Raw genomic sequence first — 15,126 nt, forward strand, 5'->3', positions numbered from 1 at the left:
GATCAGGCCTGGATACGCCACGTTCACAGTGATCTTGCACTGGCCCGCCTCCTAGGCCAGCGAACGGGCGAAGCCGGCCAGCGCGGCCTTGGACGCTGCGTAGTTCGTCACGCCCGGCGAACCCCACAGCGCCTGGCTGGAGCCGATCAGGATGATCCGACCCCAGCGGGCACGCACCATGTTGTGCAGGCACGCCTTCACCGCGCGCATGGCACCGAGCAAGTTGGTGTCGATCACGTCGACGAAGTCCTTTTCGGACATGCCGAGCAGCGGACTGCCCTTAGTGACGCCGGCATTGCACATCAGCACCTGTACTGGGCCCTGCTGCGCGAGCACCTCGTCGTACGCGCGCTGCACCGACTCGGTGTCGGTGACGTCGCAGCGCACCCCGAACGTGCCCTCCGGCGGGTCGCCGGAACGGCAGGTGGCGGCCGCCACGTAGTCGAGGCCGCCGACCGTCTGGATGTCGGTGACGAACGCCTCCGCCACCGACGCGCGGTGCACCAGCGCACGGTCGATGGTGCGGTCGACGGCCAGTTCGGGCGGCCGGGCCCGGTCGGTCGGTTGTGCGACTCCGGCGGTCATGCTGAGGACCCCATTCTGGCGAGCACACGTTCGAGACGTTTTCCGTCAGGACGCTCGCACGCCGCCGTCAATCGCGAATAAATGACACCTCAAAGCACTCCGCTGCCCATCATTCCCCCAGCTCAGAGCACGTTTAAGCATTCTTAACCCGGGCTACTACCACCTTGGTGGAATGGGGGAGCTCCGTTGGCGTCGCATACCTTGAACGTAGCCGTGATCCGTCCTTACGGTCACCGCGACCGTAATTCGTCAGATCGAAGGGGACCAGAGATCACTCAGGAGATCGTGGACAGCGGTGCTCGCCCGCCTCCTGGCGGGTTCGGACCTGTTCGTCGAGGTAGCGGAACTGCGCGTCCGATCCGGATTCTGCTTGCCGTCCAGCGTCTTTGCGTTGCTTTGCAGGCTGAAACCCTCTTGCCGCAACAGGTTTGCGACCGCGCCGGCGTCGACCTTGTGGCCTTGGGTGGTGAGCGTGGCGGCGAGGTTGCGTGTGGACTTCGTCGTCCACCGCAGCGGTGACATCGGACCACCCCGCACGTCCGGGTCCACCAGTGCCAGCAGCGCCGGCGGCAGCATGGGATCGGTTGTGGTCACCGGCCTCCGGCCCCCGCCGTGACGGCGGACCCGTCCGAGCGGAGCGTGGCTCGCGTCCAGTTCTGCGAACCCCGCCGAGATCGTGGCATCACGCGCACCCGCGGCGCGGGCCACCTCCTGAGCCCGCCTGGCCCCAACGCCCTGGCCTCCGCGGCAAGCACCAACCGCCGCTGACGCTCGTCCAGATGCGGCAGAACCGCCTCGAACTTCGCCGCCAGCACCGCCTCGAGATCCTCCACCGCGAGCTGCGGTTTCCGCCGGCAATCGATTTGATCATCGGCGGCGCGCAGGCGCTGGCCGCGCGGCCCAGACGGTGAAACGGCCTTGTCGGCCGGCCGGTCAAGATTTCGAGTCCGGACAGGAATGGGAGGTTGCGTGTTACCGCAACGTAACCCTTGGAGTGTCCGACGACGTATGCCGGATCGGTGGACACGGTCGCGCTCGATCGGGCAATTGCCTGCGTTGGACATCCCCTTTCTGGTAGGATATTGCTGTCCGATTTGGCGCGACGCATAACGCGTTTGCGGTGGGGCTCGGAGCGTGTCCATGGTGAGAATTCTTGTGGCGAATGACTTCACCCTGCTCCGTGAGGCGTTGTGCGAGGCACTCGTTCAAGAAGGAGACTTCGAGGTCGTCGCGGAAGTGGGTGACGCCGAATCGGTGATCACGCAGGCGGTCCGCACCCGGGCCGATGTGGTGCTGCTGGAGCTGCACCGGCCGGTGCAGGCGCATGTCCGCACGGCCCGCGGTCTGCTGCTGGCCTCGCCCGGCTCGCGGGTGGTCATCCTCAACACCTGCGAGGATCCCGCCTTCGAGCGGGACATGCTGGCCGCCGGGATCGCCCGCGTGCTGGACCGGAACGTGAGCCGGCAGGACCTGGTGGACGCCATTCGCGAGGTCGCGGCGGGCGAGCCGGTGGCGCCGCCCGCCGAGGCGGGACAGTCGAACCTGCTCTCCGACCGGGAGCAGGAGGTGCTCACGCTGGTGGCGGAGGCGAAGAGCAACCGGCAGATCGCGGCGGTGCTGTCGATCACCGAGGCCACCGTGAAGCGGCACCTGCGCAACATCTTCCGCAAGCTGGACGCGGTGTCGCGGATCGACGCCGTGAACAAGGGCATCGCGGCTGCGCTGATCAGGGTCACCCGCTGACGGCTGCCCTGGGTGGCCGGCGGACACGGCCACCCAGGGGAGGGGTCACGCGGGCCGGCGGACCACCAGGCAACCGAGGTTGCCGTCGCGCCCGACCGAGGGGATGAGCGCCACTCGATCCGCCCCGCCGCGTGCCCATTCCCGCAGCAGTGCCACCAATTGCATCATGCCGCTGGCGCTGTAAGTCTCGCCGAGCCGGTCGGCGATGCGCAGCACGCGGGGCTGCCGGCCGAGTGCCGCCAGCACGGCGCGCTGCTCGATCCGGTCCAGGCCAACATGGTTGTGCGCGCCGAGCGAGACGACATCCACCTCGTCCGGGCGCACTCCGCTGCGGCTCAATGCCCGCTCGACGCGGGACGCCAGCGCACCGGCCATGCTCGTGCGGTCGCCACCGTGGTGGTAGCCGACCTCGCACGCCAGCAGGTGCGCGAGGATCGGGCGGCCGCGCTCGGCGGCCCGCTCGGCGTCCTCCACGGCGACCAGCGCGCAACCCTCGCCCACGGCGGTGTCGGCGCGCAGCGCGCCGGACTTGTGCCACGCCCAGGCGACCGCCGGGCTGGCCTCCTCGACGCCGCCGACCAGCAGCCGGTCGGCCAGGCGCTGGCCGATCGCCGTCCGCGCGTAGCGGAACGCGAACAGGCTGGACACCTGGCCGCCGGCGAGTGTGGCGTTCACGCCGCGCAGCCCGTGCCAGATCGCGATCTGCCCGGCGCAGCTGTTCATCACCGTGTTCGGAAAGTGAGCGGGATTCACCTGGTACGGCTTGTCCTGCACCAGGGTGTCCCGCGCGATCGCGGCGAGGCTGCGCACGCTGCCCGTGCTGGTCGCCAGCACCACGCCGGTGCGGGCGCCGTTCTCCTCGGCGCCGTCGTCGGCCAGCGCCAGTTTCGCCGCCACCAGGCCGAAGGCCGTCATCCGGTCCAGGTGCTTGGTGCCCCGCTTACCGATATGGTCGGCCAACGAGAACTCCGGCACCAGCCGCATCGGTCGCGGCGGCAGGTCCGCCTCCGGCCGGGGCGCTGGCTCGGGATGGTCGAGGGCGGCCAGGCCGAGCCCGGCCGCCGACACCAGCCCGCAGGACGTGATCGCCAGCGGCCTCATGACACCCTCCCGAAAATGGTGATGGCGTTGTTGCCGCCGAAGGCGAAGCCGTGGTTCTGCACGATGTCCAGCCGGGCCGGCCGGGACCTGCCCGGCACGCAGTCCAGGTCCGGCCCGAGCGCCGGGTCGGTCCGCCGAAGGTTGGCCGTCGGTGGCAGGAAACCCTGCTCCAGCGCCTTGCAGCAGGCCACCGCGCCGAGCCCGCTGGCCGCGCCCATGCTGTGCCCGATCATCGACTTGATCGAGCTGATCGGCGGCACCTCGTCGCCGAACACCTTGCGCACGGCGGCGATCTCGGTGGCGTCGTTGGTCGGCGTCCCGGTGCCGTGCGCGCAGATGTAGTCGACGTCGGCCGGGCCGATGCCGGCCGCCTCGTGCGCGAGCCGGATGCACTCGGCGATGCTGGCCGCGTCCGGGTTGACCATGTGCCGGGCGTCGCAGTTCACGCCGTAGCCCAGCACCTCGGCGTAGATCGTCGCGCCCCGGCCGACCGCGCTGGTCAGCGGCTCCAGCAGCAGCGCGACCCCGCCCTCGGCGGTGAGAATGCCGGTCCGTTCGGCGTCGAACGGCCGGCACAGGTCTTCGGCCAGCGCCCCGAGCTGGAAGAAGCCGGCGTGGGTGGCCCGGTTCACCGAGTCCGCGCCGCCGGCCAGGATGAAGTCGGCCTCGCCGGTGCGGACCAGGTCGTAGCCGTAGCCGATGGCGAAGTTGCTGGCCGAGCACGCCGTCGGCACGGTCTGCGCCTCCCCGGTCAGCCGCAGCTCGCTGTTCACCGCGGTGGCGATCTGGCTGGCCGGCGCCTGACCGGCCAGCGCCGGGTCGATGGCCGGCAGCCCGTCCCGCACCCACTGCTCGGTCAGCTTCTGCATCACTGTCGACTCGCCGCCGGTGGTGCCCATGATCGACCCGGCGTTGGCCCGGGACAGCAGCTCCGGGTCGATGCCGGCGTCGCGCACGGCCAGCCGCGCCGCCGCAGCCGCGAACTGGCCGCTTCGCCCCCACCGCGCGGGCTCGATGTGCTCGACCAGTGCGGCCGGGTCAAAGCCGGGCACCTCGCCGGCCATCGTCACTGGAAAGCCCGCTGGGTCGAAGCTGGCGATGGGCGAGGTGCCGGTGCGACCGGCCCGCAGCGACTCGGCGAACGCCTCGGCCCCCACGCCGATGTTGCTCACCACGCCGAGGCCGGTCACCACGACCCGCCGCGCCTGGTCAGACACGCTCCGACTCCGCCGAGTGGGCGAGCACCACGGCCAGCGCGCTGTCCAGGGTGGTCATCTCGGGCAGCGCGGCCTTGGGCACCAGGACGCCGAGCTCCTTTTCGATCCGGGCCACCACGGTGATCAGCGACAGCGAGTCGGCGTCGTAGTCGTCCACGAAGTGGCCGGTGTCGGTGAACTCCTCGGGCTCCAGCTCCAGCTCCTGGGCGATGATCTCGCGGATCCGGATCCGCAGCTCGTCGGTCTGCACGGGTAATCCCCCTCGTTCATTCGATTGCTTGACACGAATGTACGTCGCGGGGAATTGATAGCGGTAGTACACCTAAGTTGTACGGTCTCCACGCGTATTCGGCGTCACTTTGACGGGCCCTTCATTCCGTTTTCATGCGGCGGTGTCAGTCTCGTTCCGGCCACGATTACCCACGGAAGTGAAATGATGACAACCACCGAAGGGCGCCGCTCGTTCCTGCGCACTGTCGACCGCAGGACCGTGCACCGGCAGGCCGTCGCCGAGGTTTTCCTCACGGACATGTGGCCGACGGGCGACATGGAGTTCGGCGCCGCGGCCCAGCTCCCGCTCACCCACGGCTACTACAACGACCACACCCAGACGCCCTGCCACGTCGACCCGCTGCTCGTGCTGGAAGCGGCCCGGCAGGCCTCGATCTACGGTGCGCACGAGTTGGCCGTGCCGCTGGAGACCTCGCTGATCGTGAACTCGTTCAGCGTGCGGCTGACCAACCTGGCCCCGCTAGTGGTCGGCCGGCGGCCGACGGAGCTGACCATGGCCACCCGGTTCAAGGCGGTGCGGACCCGCGGTGGCCGCCCGCGCACCGGGCACGTCATCCACCAGCTGCACGTCGGCACCGCACACGTCGGCGTGGTGGAGATCGAGGTGCTGCTGGTCAGCTACGGCGAGCACGACGCGCTGCGGAACATGTGGCGCGACACGCCGGCGCGGTCGACGGCGTGCCTGCCGGACGTCGTCGACCGCGACCAACTGCCGCCGCAGCTGGTCGGTCGCGTGCACCCGGTCAACGTCGTGCTGGCCGAGCCCCGTCGCACCCACGCGGGCGTGTTGGTGCGGGTCACGCCGCGCCTGGCCAACCGGGCGCTGTTCGACCACGACTACGACCACGTGCCGGCGCTGACCCTGACCGAGGCCGCCCGGCAGCTGGCGCTGTATGCCGCCGACGACGGCACCGGCGCCGTGCTCGAGCGGACCTCGGTGGCCGGCCTCGCCGGCCGGTTCCACCGGTTCGCCGAGCTGGACGAGCCGATCACCGCCCTGGCCCGGGTCGCGGCGCCGGACACCCGGGTCGTGTTCCGCCAGGGCGGCAACGAGATCTCGGAGATCACTGTGACCCTGAGCGGAGGCGGCCATGCCTGACGTCAAGGCCGTGTGGACCGACTTCGGCGGCGTGCTGACCCCGCCGATCGCCGTCACGCTGCAGACCTTCTGCCAGAAGTGGGAGGTCGACCGCAACGCCCTGATGGCCGCCGTGTGGGCGGTGACCCAGCGCTACGACACCACCGACGTCATGCTGCCGCTGGACACGCCGCTGGTCAGCGAGCAGGAATGGCTGGGCCAGGTCAAGGCCGAGCTGCTGGCCAACGGCATCTCGCTGGCGGTGGACAGCTTCGCCGACGCCTGGTTCGGCGGCCGGGAGGCCAACGCGGCGTGGCTGGCGCGGCTGCGCCGGGCCCGCGCGGACGGGCTGTTCGTCGGCATGCTGTCGAACATGGTGCCGTCGTGGGACGCGCACTGGCGGGCCATGGTCCCGCCCGACGAGCTCTTCGACGACGTGCTGCTGTCCTACCAGGTCGGCTTCCGCAAGCCGGCCAAGGAGATCTTCGACCTGGCCGTGCTGCGCTCTGGCGTGCCGGCCGCGCAGTCGGTGTTCGTGGACGACCTCGAGGCTAACTGCGCCGGCGCGCGGGCCCAGGGCTGGCGGGCCATCCAGTTCACCGACACCGACCAGGCCATCGCGCGGCTCGACGAGCTGCTCGGCACCACCGGAGGCGCCACGTGACCCGCTCGGTACTCGTCACCGGCGGCAACCGGGGGATCGGCCTGGCCATCGCCCGGTCCTTCGCCGACGCCGGCGACAAGGTCGCCATCACCCACCGCACCGGCGAGGCACCGGCCAGCCTGTTCGGCGTGCGCTGCGACGTCACCGACACCGCGTCGGTCGAGCGCGCGTTCGAGGAGGTCGCGGCCCATCAAGGACCGGTAGAGGTGCTGGTGTCCAACGCCGGCATCACCCGGGACGGCCTGCTGCTGGCCATGCCCGACGGCGACTTCCTGGACGTCGTCGGCACCAACCTGATGGGCGCGGTGCGGGTGGCCAAGCGGGCCGCGTTGAGCATGGTCCGCGCCCGCTGGGGCCGGATCATCCTGATCGGCTCGGCCACCGGGTTGATGGGCGGCGCCGGCATCACCAACTACGCCGCGTCCAAGGCCGCGCTGGCCGGCTTCGCGCGCTCACTGGCGTGGGAGCTGGGTCCGCGCGGCATCACCGTGAACGTGGTGTGCCCGGGGCTGATCGACACCGACATGGTCGCCGACGTGGAGCCCAAGCGGCGGCAATGGGTCCTGGACACGACCGCACTGCGCCGCCCGGGCACGCCGGAGGAGGTCGCGCACGTGGTGCGGTTCCTCGCCGCAGACGCGGCCGGCTTCGTCACCGGTGCGCTGATCCCGGTCAGCGGTGGCTTCGGCATGGGCAACTGACACTTACCTTTCGAAAGGAGGACGGCATGTCGGAACCGGCAGGCCCGTTCGGCGACATCCCGCCGCAGACCATCGAGGTCGCGCTTGGCCTCGCCCGCGTGTTCGCCGAGCTCGACGAGGAGGCGGCGCTCAAGTACGTCGCTGAGGACTTCGTCGACCACGAGGCGTCGGCCGGCGTCGGCGGCGGTCCGCTCGGCTACCTGGCCACGGCCCGGTACATGCGCGGCGCATTCTCGGACGCAACCTGGCAGCCCGACGACTTCTTCGCCGCCGGCGACAAGTTCGCGGTGCGGATGACCTTCAGCGGCCGGCACACCGGGGACTTCCTCGGTATTCCGCCGACCGGCCGCGAGGTCCGCGTGCAGCACCTGCACTTCTACCGCATCGCCGGCGGCCAGGCGGTGGAGCACTGGGGCGCTCGCGACGAGCTGTCCCTGCTGCGCCAGATCGGTGTGTTCACGCCGGAGGTCCCGACGCCGGCCGACGCCGGCGCTGCGGCGGGCGACTGATCGAGGCGCCAGCGGCGGGGTGGGCCCATCGGGTCCACCCCGCCGCTGTGTTCACTGCTGGAGCCGCCGCAGTTCGGCCAGGATCGGCCGCCAGTTCTCCGGCTCGCTGCCGTGCAGCTGGTAGAAGGACATGCTGGTGACCAGGTCGCCGAACCGCTGGTGCAGCTTCGCGGCCACCTCCTTGTGCTCGCCGACCAGAGTGAAGGTGTCCAGCACGCCGTCGTCGATGACGGCGGCCGCCTCCTCGGCCAGCCGCCCCTCGGCCGACAGCCGGTGCAGGTCGTCGCGCAGGTCCTCCAGCCCGTGCGTCTCCAGCACGTGGGTGTAGCTCGGGATGGCCGCGTAGAACGCCAGCTGCTGCTTGGCGTGGTCAACGGCGGACCGGTACTCCTCCTCGGTGCGGCCGGTGGCCACGATCGGCGTGATGTGGATCTCGAAGTCGTCCATGGACCGGCCGACCTCGGCCCGCGCCTTGCTCAGGATCGGCAGCGTGAAATCCTGGAGGAACTTGCGGGTGGTGATGATGTGGGCCAGGAAGCCGTCGGCGGTCTCGCCGGCGACGGCGGTCATCCGCTCGCCCACGCCGGCGAGCAGCACCGGCGGCGGCCCGAACTCGTTCGGGCCCGGGTTGAAGAACGGCACCATCAGCGTGTGCCGGTAGAACTCGCCGCGGAAGCGCAGCCGGCCGCCGGTGGCCCAGCTCTCCCAGATGGCCCGCATGGCCAGCACGTACTCGCGCATCCGGGCCGCCGGCTGCGACCACGGCATGCTGAACCGGCGGGTGATGTGGGCCTTGATCTGCGAGCCGATGCCCAGCGAGAACCGGCCGCCGGACAGCGTCTGCAGGTCGTTGGCCAGGATGGCCATGGTCATCGGGTTGCGGGCGAAGGCGACCGCCAGTCCGGTTCGCAGCGCCAGCGTGGAGCTGCGCTGGGCGGCCAGGGCCAGCCCGATGAACGGGTCGTACTGGATCTCTGATGTCCAGAGCGAGTCGTAGCCGATGTCCTCGACCTCGGCCGCGATCTCCGCGATCCGGGTCGGAGACACGGAGATCGTGTGGAAATCAACACGCACGGTATCCCCCCGTAATGTCGTTGGTGGATAAGACGAAAGAGCCGTCAGGACGCGCGCGAGGCCGTCAGGATGTCGTACTGGAGCTGTTGCAGCTCCGCCGAGGGCTCCAGCCCCAGCTCCTCGTCGAGCAGGGTGCGCAGCGCCCGGAAGGCCTCCAGCGCCTCGCGGCGCCGCCCGGACAGCCGCAGCGCGTCGATCAGCCGGGCGTGCAGCCACTCGTTGAACGGGTTGGCCGCCACCAGTTTCCGCAGCTCCGGAACCAGCTCCCGGTGGTGCCCCAGCCGCATCTCTGCCTCAACGCGCATCTCCAGCGCGCGGATCCGCAGTTCCCGCAGGTGGTCCACATAGCTGGTGAGCACCGGCCCGAGCGGGACGTTGGCCAGCGTCGGGCCCCGCCAGAGCGCCACCGCCCCGCGCAGCACCTCGGCCGCCTCCTCGTAGCGGCCCCGAGCGAGCTGGGCGCGGCCGCGGTCCACGGCCGTGCGGAACAGCTCGGCGTCGAGTTGTCCGGTCTCCAGCCGCAGCATGTAGCCGGCGTGCTGGGTCAGCAGCAGCTCGGACAGCATCGGCACGGATGTCTCCTGCTCCAGCATCTTGCGCAGGTGGTAGACGTGCGTGCGGATGGTGGTGACGGCCGTCCTGGGATGCCGGGAATCCCACAGCTCGTCGGCGATCGTGTCCACGTCCACGAGCTGGTTGGCGCGCAGCGCCAGCAGCGCGAGCACCTTGCGGACCTTCGGTCCGCGCGGCACGTAGACCCCTTCCTCGGTATGGAGCTCCAAAGTGCCGAGCACGGCGATTCGGATCATGTCTCCCCCTGCAATCCGTGTTCCCCCCGGGCGTCGCTCCCCAGAGACGCCCGGCATAACTAGTAGCACTCAACGCTATCCATATCAACGAGGATGCCTCTTTAGTGGTACAGGGGCGGATTCCGGGTCACGTCCAGGTAAGCCGGGTGGTTTGACGTTGTTTCGACCACGCCGGGCTAGCGTCGCCACGGCACGCCACCACCGGAGGGGGACCGATGGCGATCGACGCCGGCTTCGTCGGCCGGACCTATCCGCCGACCGCGCCTTACCTGGTCGGGCGGGAGAAGATCCGCGAGTTCGCGCGCGCGACTGGCCAGCACCATCCGCTTCACCACGACCTGACCGCAGCCGGCGCGCTCGGCCACCACGACCTGCTCGCGCCGCCCACGTTCGCCATCGTGCTGACCATGTCGGCGGAGGGACAGGCGATCTTCGATCCGGCGCTGGGGCTGGACTTCAGCCGGGTCGTGCACCGCTCGCAGCAGTTCACCCACAGCCGGCCGATCCACGCCGGCGACCTGCTGTCCGTGACTGTCACGGTCGCCGCCGTGGACAGCGTCGGCGGCAACGACGTGCTGACCCTGTCCAGCCGGGTCGCGACCGTGCAGGGCGATCAGGTCTGCACGGCGGTCAGCACGCTCGTCGCGCGGGCCGCCTGATGCGGCCGAACTGGGACGACGTCCAGGAGGGCAGTGCGTTGCCCGAACGGGTCGTCCGGCTGGACCGCGCCGACCTCGTCCGCTACGCGGGCGCGTCCGGCGACTTCAACATCATCCACTGGAACGCCCGCGCCGCGGTGGCCGCCGGTCTGCCCGACGTGATCGCGCACGGCATGCTCACGCTGGCGCTGGCCGTCGGCACGGTCGGCGACTGGTGTGGCGATCCGGCGGCCGTCGTCGAATGCGGCGGCCGGTTCGCGAAACCCGTTGTGGTGCCGGACGACGCGGCCGGGGTCGAGCTGCGCGTGGTCGGCACCGTCGGCCGCAAGTGCGTGGACCGGACGGTCCGAGTGGACATCACGGTGTTCTGTGGCGGCGAGAAGGTGCTGACCAAGGCCCGCGCCGTCGTCCGCCTGGCCTGACAGACAAGGAAGTTGGGGAGAGATGACTGGGACCAGAATGTTCATCGGCGGCTACGCGGGCGCCGACAGGCTGACGCACGGCATCACGGCGGCCGGCTTCGGGGCGTCGGCCAGCGTGCAGACCGACGTGCCGAACCCGTTCGGCTTCGCCGTGTCAGGGAACGTCCTCTACGTGGCCAGCAATGTCGCCGACGGGCGCGTGCACGCGTTGCGGATCGGCGCGGAAGGCGTGCTGACGCCGATCGGCGACCAGTCGGCGCGTGGGGCTGGCACCGTGCAGCTGAGCCTTCATCCGCTCGGGGCCTGGCTGTTCGCGGTCAACCACGACTCCGGCAGCGTGGTCGTCTTCCCGGTGGCGCCGGACGGTTCGCTCGGCGAGGTGGCGAACCTGGTGCAGCACACGGGTTCCGGGCCGGACCCAGTCGCCCAGCAGTCACCGCACCCGCACTTCGTCGTCGCCGACCCGAGCGGCGAGCGCGTGCTCGTGACGGACAAGGGCACCGACTGCCTGTACGTGTACGACTTCGACGGCGAAACCGGCGCGCTGTCCGAGCACGCCAGGGTGCGGCTGGGTTCCGGCGTCGGCCCGCGCAGCCTGGTCGTGCACCCGAACGGGCGGCACCTGTACGTGAACACCGAGCTGGCGTCGACGATTGTCGTCTGTGGCTACGACATCGCGACCGGACAGCCGAAGATCCTCGACACGGTGTCCACCCTGCCGGCCGGCGTCGAGCTGTGGAATGCCCCTTCGGGACTGGCGATCCGCCCGGACGGGCGGTTCCTGTACGCGGCCAACCGCGGCCACGACAGCATCGCCGTCTTCGCGGTTTCCGAGGACGGCGGCTCGCTGCGGCCGGTGCACAGCCAGCCGGTTGGCGCGGCGGCCACGTTGCCCTGGGACGTCGTGGTCGCCGCCGACGGCAGCCGCCTCTACGTGCCGAACCTAGTTGCGGGCACGGTCGCCACGTTCGGGATCGACCAGGACAGCGGGCTCTTGGAGCTCGTCGAGCCCACCCTCGCGGTGCCCACTCCCGCCTGCGTCGCCCTGGTGTGACACGGGAACCAGCGACTGCACCACCGCGGCGACCACCAGCACGGCGGTTCCGAACCACAGAGCCGGTTCGAGGCCCCGGACGAAGGTCGCCGCGGTGGCGTATCCGCCGTTGGCCGCGAAGACCCCGGACAGCGTGGCGATGCCCAGCACCACGCCGAGCTGCCGGGTGGCGTTGTTCATCCCGGAGGCGACGCCCTCCTGCTCTGGCGTGACGAAGTCCAGCGTCTGCCGGGCACCCAGCGCGAAGAACATGCCCATGCCGACGCCGGCCAGCACCATTGCCGGCAGCAGTTCGAGGTAGGGCGTGTTCGTCGACACGACCAGCGCGAAGGCGCCCAGCGCCGCGGCCATCACCAGGGCGCTGACGATCAGCAGCCGGCGCACGCCGAAGCGGTTGGCCAGCATGGCCGTCAGCGGGGCGGTGATGACCGGCATCAGGGTCCACGGCAGGGTGCGCAGGCCGGCGGTCATCGGCGGGTAGGCCAGCACGTTCTGAAGGAACTGGGTCAGCAGGAACACGGCACCGAACATGCCGCCCTGGGCCAGCAGGGAGACCAGATTGGACAAGGTGAAACCCCTGCTGCGGAACAACTGCGGCGGCACCACCGGCATCGCCGCCCGGCGCTCCCACCAGCCGAACACCGCGAACAGCACCAGGCCGGCGGCGATCGACAGCGGCACCTGGGGGTTGCCCCAGCCGAGGCTGGAGGCGCGCACCAGGCCGTAGCCGACACCGACCATGGCCAGGGTGACCAGCACCGTACCGCGCACGTCGAGGCGGGAGTGCGGGCCGTGGCTCTCGCGCAGCAGCACCGCCGCCAGCGGGACCAGCACCACGCCGATCGGCACGTTGATCCAGAAGATCCAGTGCCAGTCGCCGTACTCCACGATCAGGCCGCCGACCAGCGGCCCGAGCGCGATGGCCAGGCCGCTCATGCCGCTCAGGCCGGCGATGGCCAGGCCGCGGCGGCGCGTCGGCACGGCCCGCACCAGCATGGTCAGGGCCAGCGGGAAGATCACCGACCCGCCCACGCCCTGGATGGCGCGGGCGGCGATGAGCATGCCGGCGGAGTCGGACAGGGCGGCCAGGGCGGATGCGGCCGTGAAGACCGCGATGCCGGTGGTGAAGATCCGCTTCCGGCCGAACCGGTCGCCGACGATGGCGGCGGTCAGCAGGAAGACGGCGAAGGTCAGGGTGTAAGCGCTGACCGTCCACTCCAGACTCTCCAGGCTCGCGTGCAGGTCCGCGCGCAGCCGGGGCAGCGCGGTGGTCACGACGAGGTTGTCCATCGAGGCCATGAAGGCCGCGACGCCGGTGAGCGCGAAGGTGGTCGGCCCGCTGCCGGACTTGCTCATCGGCCCTCCAGGGGCTTGCGAGACGGCGGGTCGCTTCGGATAGTATAGCTATGGATAGTGATAATGACAGCTTCTCGTTCTGATCGGGGGAGACAGATGGAGCACCGCGTTCTCGGCCGCACCGGGCTGCGCGTCAGCCCGCTGTGCCTGGGCGGCATGATGTTCGGCCTGTGGGGCGGCACCGAGTACGAGGAGTCCGCCGCGATGATCAACCGCGCGCTGGACGCGGGCGTCAACTTCATCGACACCGCCGACGTCTACTCGCAGGGCGGGTCCGAGGAGATCATCGGCCGGGCGCTGAAGGGCCGCCGCGACGACGTCGTGCTGGCCACCAAGGTGCACAACCCGATGGGCGAGGACGTCAACCAGCGCGGCAACTCCCGCCGCTGGGTCGTGCGCGAGGTGGAGAACAGCCTGCGCCGGCTGGACACCGACTGGATCGACCTCTACCAGATCCACCGGCCGGACCCGGACACCGACATCGAGGAGACGCTGTCCGCGCTGACCGACCTGGTGCGGGCCGGCAAGATCCGCTACCTGGGGAGCTCGACCTACCCGGCCTCACGCATCGTGGAGGCGCAGTGGGTGTCCGACCGCCGCAACCTCGCGCGCTTCGTTTGTGAGCAACCCCCGTATTCGCTGCTGGTCCGCGGCATCGAGGCCGACGTGCTGCCGACCGCGCGGCGGCACGGCATGGGCGTGATCACCTGGAGCCCGCTGGCCGGCGGCTGGCTGACCGGCCGCTACCGCAAGGGCCTAGAGGTGCCACAGAGTCGGCGGGTGGTGATGCTGTCCGACCGCTACGACATGAACCTGGCCGGCAATCAGCAGAAGTTCGAGGCCGCCGACGCGCTGGCCAAGCTGGCCGACGAGGCCGGCGTGACGCTGATCGAGCTGGCCATCGCGTTCGTGCTGCGGCACCCGGGCGTCACGTCGGCGATCATCGGACCCCGCACGATCGAGCATCTCGAGAGTCAGCTCACCGCTGCCGACGTGTGGCTGAGCGACGACGTGCTGGACCGGATCGACGAGATCGTGCCGCCGGGCGTCACCCTGAACGCCGCCGACGCCGGCTGGCAGGAGCCGGACCTGACGACGCCGTCGCTGCGGCGCCGGTGACATGCCCGTCCGCCTGGTCGGTCGAGGTCAGCCGCTCCGCGGCGGCCTCCTGGGCGAGCCGGCGCAGTGCCGCCAGCAGGGCGTCGCCGAGCAGCGTCCAGATCACCACCGCCTCGGCCATGCTGTCCACGTCCGGCCGGCGCAGGATCTCCCGCACCTCCGTCTCGGCCAGCCGCTCGGCCGTCGCGGCGTAGTCGTCGAGCACTGCGGCGACGTAGTCCTCCTGGCCGAGGCGGCGCAGCGTGGCGATCACCTCGGCCAGCGTGCCCCGGGCCGGGTTACGCGGCCGCACCTGCCAGCCGTGCCGGCCGATCAGCTCGTCCACGTCGCGGCGCGAGGCCGCCCAGGCCTCGTCCTCGACGTGCTCACGCGGCACGGTGATCGAGTACTGGGCCTTGCCCAGGCTGTGCAGGATGCCGCGGTCGGGCGTGTCCACATTGGCCAGCACGGTCTTGGCCGCGGCCACCGACAGCCCGCCCACGTCGATCAGCGCGCGGACCAGCTTGAGCCGGCGGACGTGCTCCTCGCTGTACTGGGCCTGGTTGGGACTGGTCCGCTCGCCCGGCGGCACCAGCCCCTCACGCAGGTAGTACTTGATCGTCGGCACCGGCATCCCGGTGTACCGACTCAGTTCAGCGATCCGCACGACCACTCCTTTCCGACGGTCACACCGTACTTGCCGGCGAAAACGCCGGCGCCAACAGTCTAGGTATAGGTAGTGGGCAGCGCGACTATCCAAGGAAG

Annotated in this window: 18 protein-coding genes and 1 pseudogene; 10 read left to right on the forward strand and 9 right to left on the reverse strand. The window is 70.5% G+C overall.

The annotated features are described in order from the left end of the window. Positions 1 to 51: 51 nt before the first annotated feature. Both BCF44_RS19145 and BCF44_RS57625 read right to left on the reverse strand, forming a co-directional pair. Positions 52 to 585, reverse strand: a complete 534-nt coding sequence (locus tag BCF44_RS19145; protein ID WP_116175681.1) for an SDR family NAD(P)-dependent oxidoreductase — start codon at positions 583 to 585, stop codon at positions 52 to 54. Between the two features lie 298 nt (positions 586 to 883). Next, positions 884 to 1,418: pseudogene (locus BCF44_RS57625) on the reverse strand (ISAzo13-like element transposase-related protein); the annotation flags it as partial. Here BCF44_RS57625 and BCF44_RS58545 point away from each other — a divergent pair. Beyond that, the gene (locus tag BCF44_RS58545; protein ID WP_281283133.1) at positions 1,365 to 1,496 is read left to right on the forward strand and encodes a hypothetical protein; all 132 of its coding nucleotides are present in this window, start codon (positions 1,365 to 1,367) and stop codon (positions 1,494 to 1,496) included. The pseudogene BCF44_RS57625 and the gene BCF44_RS58545 sit on opposite strands and share 54 nt — an antisense overlap. Before the next feature lie 229 nt (positions 1,497 to 1,725). Next, positions 1,726 to 2,328, forward strand: coding sequence for a response regulator transcription factor (locus BCF44_RS19155; RefSeq protein WP_116175683.1), 603 nt, complete (start codon positions 1,726 to 1,728; stop codon positions 2,326 to 2,328). A gap of 45 nt (positions 2,329 to 2,373) precedes the next feature. Here the strand turns inward: BCF44_RS19155 and BCF44_RS19160 are convergent, their stop codons facing one another. From BCF44_RS19160 to BCF44_RS19170, 3 genes are read right to left on the reverse strand one after another with little or no spacing between them, the layout of a single operon-like run. Further along, on the reverse strand, positions 2,374 to 3,429 hold the full coding sequence (locus BCF44_RS19160) for a beta-ketoacyl synthase N-terminal-like domain-containing protein (protein WP_116175684.1): 1,056 nt from the start codon (positions 3,427 to 3,429) through the stop codon (positions 2,374 to 2,376). Beyond that, positions 3,426 to 4,646, reverse strand: a complete 1,221-nt coding sequence (locus BCF44_RS19165) for a beta-ketoacyl-[acyl-carrier-protein] synthase family protein (RefSeq protein ID WP_116175685.1) — start codon at positions 4,644 to 4,646, stop codon at positions 3,426 to 3,428. Before BCF44_RS19165 ends, BCF44_RS19160 begins: the two co-directional genes overlap by 4 nt. Beyond that, complete coding sequence (locus BCF44_RS19170; protein WP_116175686.1) at positions 4,639 to 4,896, reverse strand: acyl carrier protein; 258 nt, start codon at positions 4,894 to 4,896, stop codon at positions 4,639 to 4,641. Before BCF44_RS19170 ends, BCF44_RS19165 begins: the two co-directional genes overlap by 8 nt. Positions 4,897 to 5,082: 186 nt before the next feature. Here BCF44_RS19170 and BCF44_RS19175 point away from each other — a divergent pair, with 186 nt between their 5' ends. From BCF44_RS19175 to BCF44_RS19190, 4 genes are read left to right on the forward strand one after another with little or no spacing between them, the layout of a single operon-like run. Next, positions 5,083 to 6,036 carry an AfsA-related hotdog domain-containing protein gene (locus tag BCF44_RS19175; RefSeq protein ID WP_170217612.1) on the forward strand — a complete coding sequence of 318 codons (954 nt, stop codon included), beginning with the start codon at positions 5,083 to 5,085 and terminating at the stop codon, positions 6,034 to 6,036. Continuing rightward, on the forward strand, positions 6,029 to 6,679 hold the full coding sequence (locus tag BCF44_RS19180) for an HAD family hydrolase (protein ID WP_116175688.1): 651 nt from the start codon (positions 6,029 to 6,031) through the stop codon (positions 6,677 to 6,679). Before BCF44_RS19175 ends, BCF44_RS19180 begins: the two co-directional genes overlap by 8 nt. Continuing rightward, positions 6,676 to 7,380, forward strand: coding sequence for an SDR family oxidoreductase (locus tag BCF44_RS19185; protein WP_116175689.1), 705 nt, complete (start codon positions 6,676 to 6,678; stop codon positions 7,378 to 7,380). Before BCF44_RS19180 ends, BCF44_RS19185 begins: the two co-directional genes overlap by 4 nt. A 26-nt stretch (positions 7,381 to 7,406) precedes the next feature. Then, positions 7,407 to 7,889, forward strand: a complete 483-nt coding sequence (locus tag BCF44_RS19190; RefSeq protein ID WP_116175690.1) for an ester cyclase — start codon at positions 7,407 to 7,409, stop codon at positions 7,887 to 7,889. 51 nt (positions 7,890 to 7,940) lie between these two features. On the opposite strand, the gene BCF44_RS19195 is transcribed toward BCF44_RS19190, so the two are convergent. Both BCF44_RS19195 and BCF44_RS19200 read right to left on the reverse strand, forming a co-directional pair. Continuing rightward, positions 7,941 to 8,963, reverse strand: coding sequence for a TIGR03617 family F420-dependent LLM class oxidoreductase (locus tag BCF44_RS19195; protein ID WP_211353104.1), 1,023 nt, complete (start codon positions 8,961 to 8,963; stop codon positions 7,941 to 7,943). A 44-nt stretch (positions 8,964 to 9,007) separates the two neighbouring features. After that, on the reverse strand, positions 9,008 to 9,772 hold the full coding sequence (locus BCF44_RS19200; RefSeq protein ID WP_116175691.1) for an AfsR/SARP family transcriptional regulator: 765 nt from the start codon (positions 9,770 to 9,772) through the stop codon (positions 9,008 to 9,010). Positions 9,773 to 9,987: 215 nt separating this feature from the next. Here BCF44_RS19200 and BCF44_RS19205 point away from each other — a divergent pair, with 215 nt between their 5' ends. The 3 genes from BCF44_RS19205 to BCF44_RS19215 are packed head-to-tail and all read left to right on the forward strand — an operon-like array spanning position 9,988 to position 11,907. Beyond that, positions 9,988 to 10,431: an FAS1-like dehydratase domain-containing protein gene (locus tag BCF44_RS19205; protein ID WP_116175692.1), complete on the forward strand. Its 444-nt coding sequence runs from the start codon at positions 9,988 to 9,990 to the stop codon at positions 10,429 to 10,431. Continuing rightward, a complete protein-coding gene (locus BCF44_RS19210; protein ID WP_116175693.1) occupies positions 10,431 to 10,853 on the forward strand; it encodes a MaoC/PaaZ C-terminal domain-containing protein in 423 nt (140 codons plus the stop codon). Before BCF44_RS19205 ends, BCF44_RS19210 begins: the two co-directional genes overlap by 1 nt. A gap of 22 nt (positions 10,854 to 10,875) precedes the next feature. Beyond that, entirely contained in the window at positions 10,876 to 11,907 is a 1,032-nt protein-coding gene (locus tag BCF44_RS19215) for a lactonase family protein (protein WP_116175694.1), read from the forward strand. Here the strand turns inward: BCF44_RS19215 and BCF44_RS19220 are convergent. Then, positions 11,797 to 13,263 (reverse strand): DHA2 family efflux MFS transporter permease subunit, encoded by a 1,467-nt coding sequence (locus BCF44_RS19220; protein ID WP_116175695.1) that lies wholly within the window; start codon positions 13,261 to 13,263, stop codon positions 11,797 to 11,799. The two genes, BCF44_RS19215 and BCF44_RS19220, sit on opposite strands and share 111 nt — an antisense overlap. Positions 13,264 to 13,359: 96 nt before the next feature. Between BCF44_RS19220 and BCF44_RS19225 the strand changes: the two genes are divergently transcribed. After that, positions 13,360 to 14,382, forward strand: a complete 1,023-nt coding sequence (locus BCF44_RS19225) for an aldo/keto reductase (RefSeq protein WP_116175696.1) — start codon at positions 13,360 to 13,362, stop codon at positions 14,380 to 14,382. Here the strand turns inward: BCF44_RS19225 and BCF44_RS19230 are convergent. After that, a complete protein-coding gene (locus BCF44_RS19230; RefSeq protein ID WP_170217613.1) occupies positions 14,312 to 15,028 on the reverse strand; it encodes a MerR family transcriptional regulator in 717 nt (238 codons plus the stop codon). The genes BCF44_RS19225 and BCF44_RS19230 overlap by 71 nt on opposite strands. Positions 15,029 to 15,126 lie beyond the last annotated feature (98 nt).

It is taken from the genome of Kutzneria buriramensis (assembly GCF_003387475.1).
GTDB lineage: Bacteria > Actinomycetota > Actinomycetes > Mycobacteriales > Pseudonocardiaceae > Kutzneria > Kutzneria buriramensis.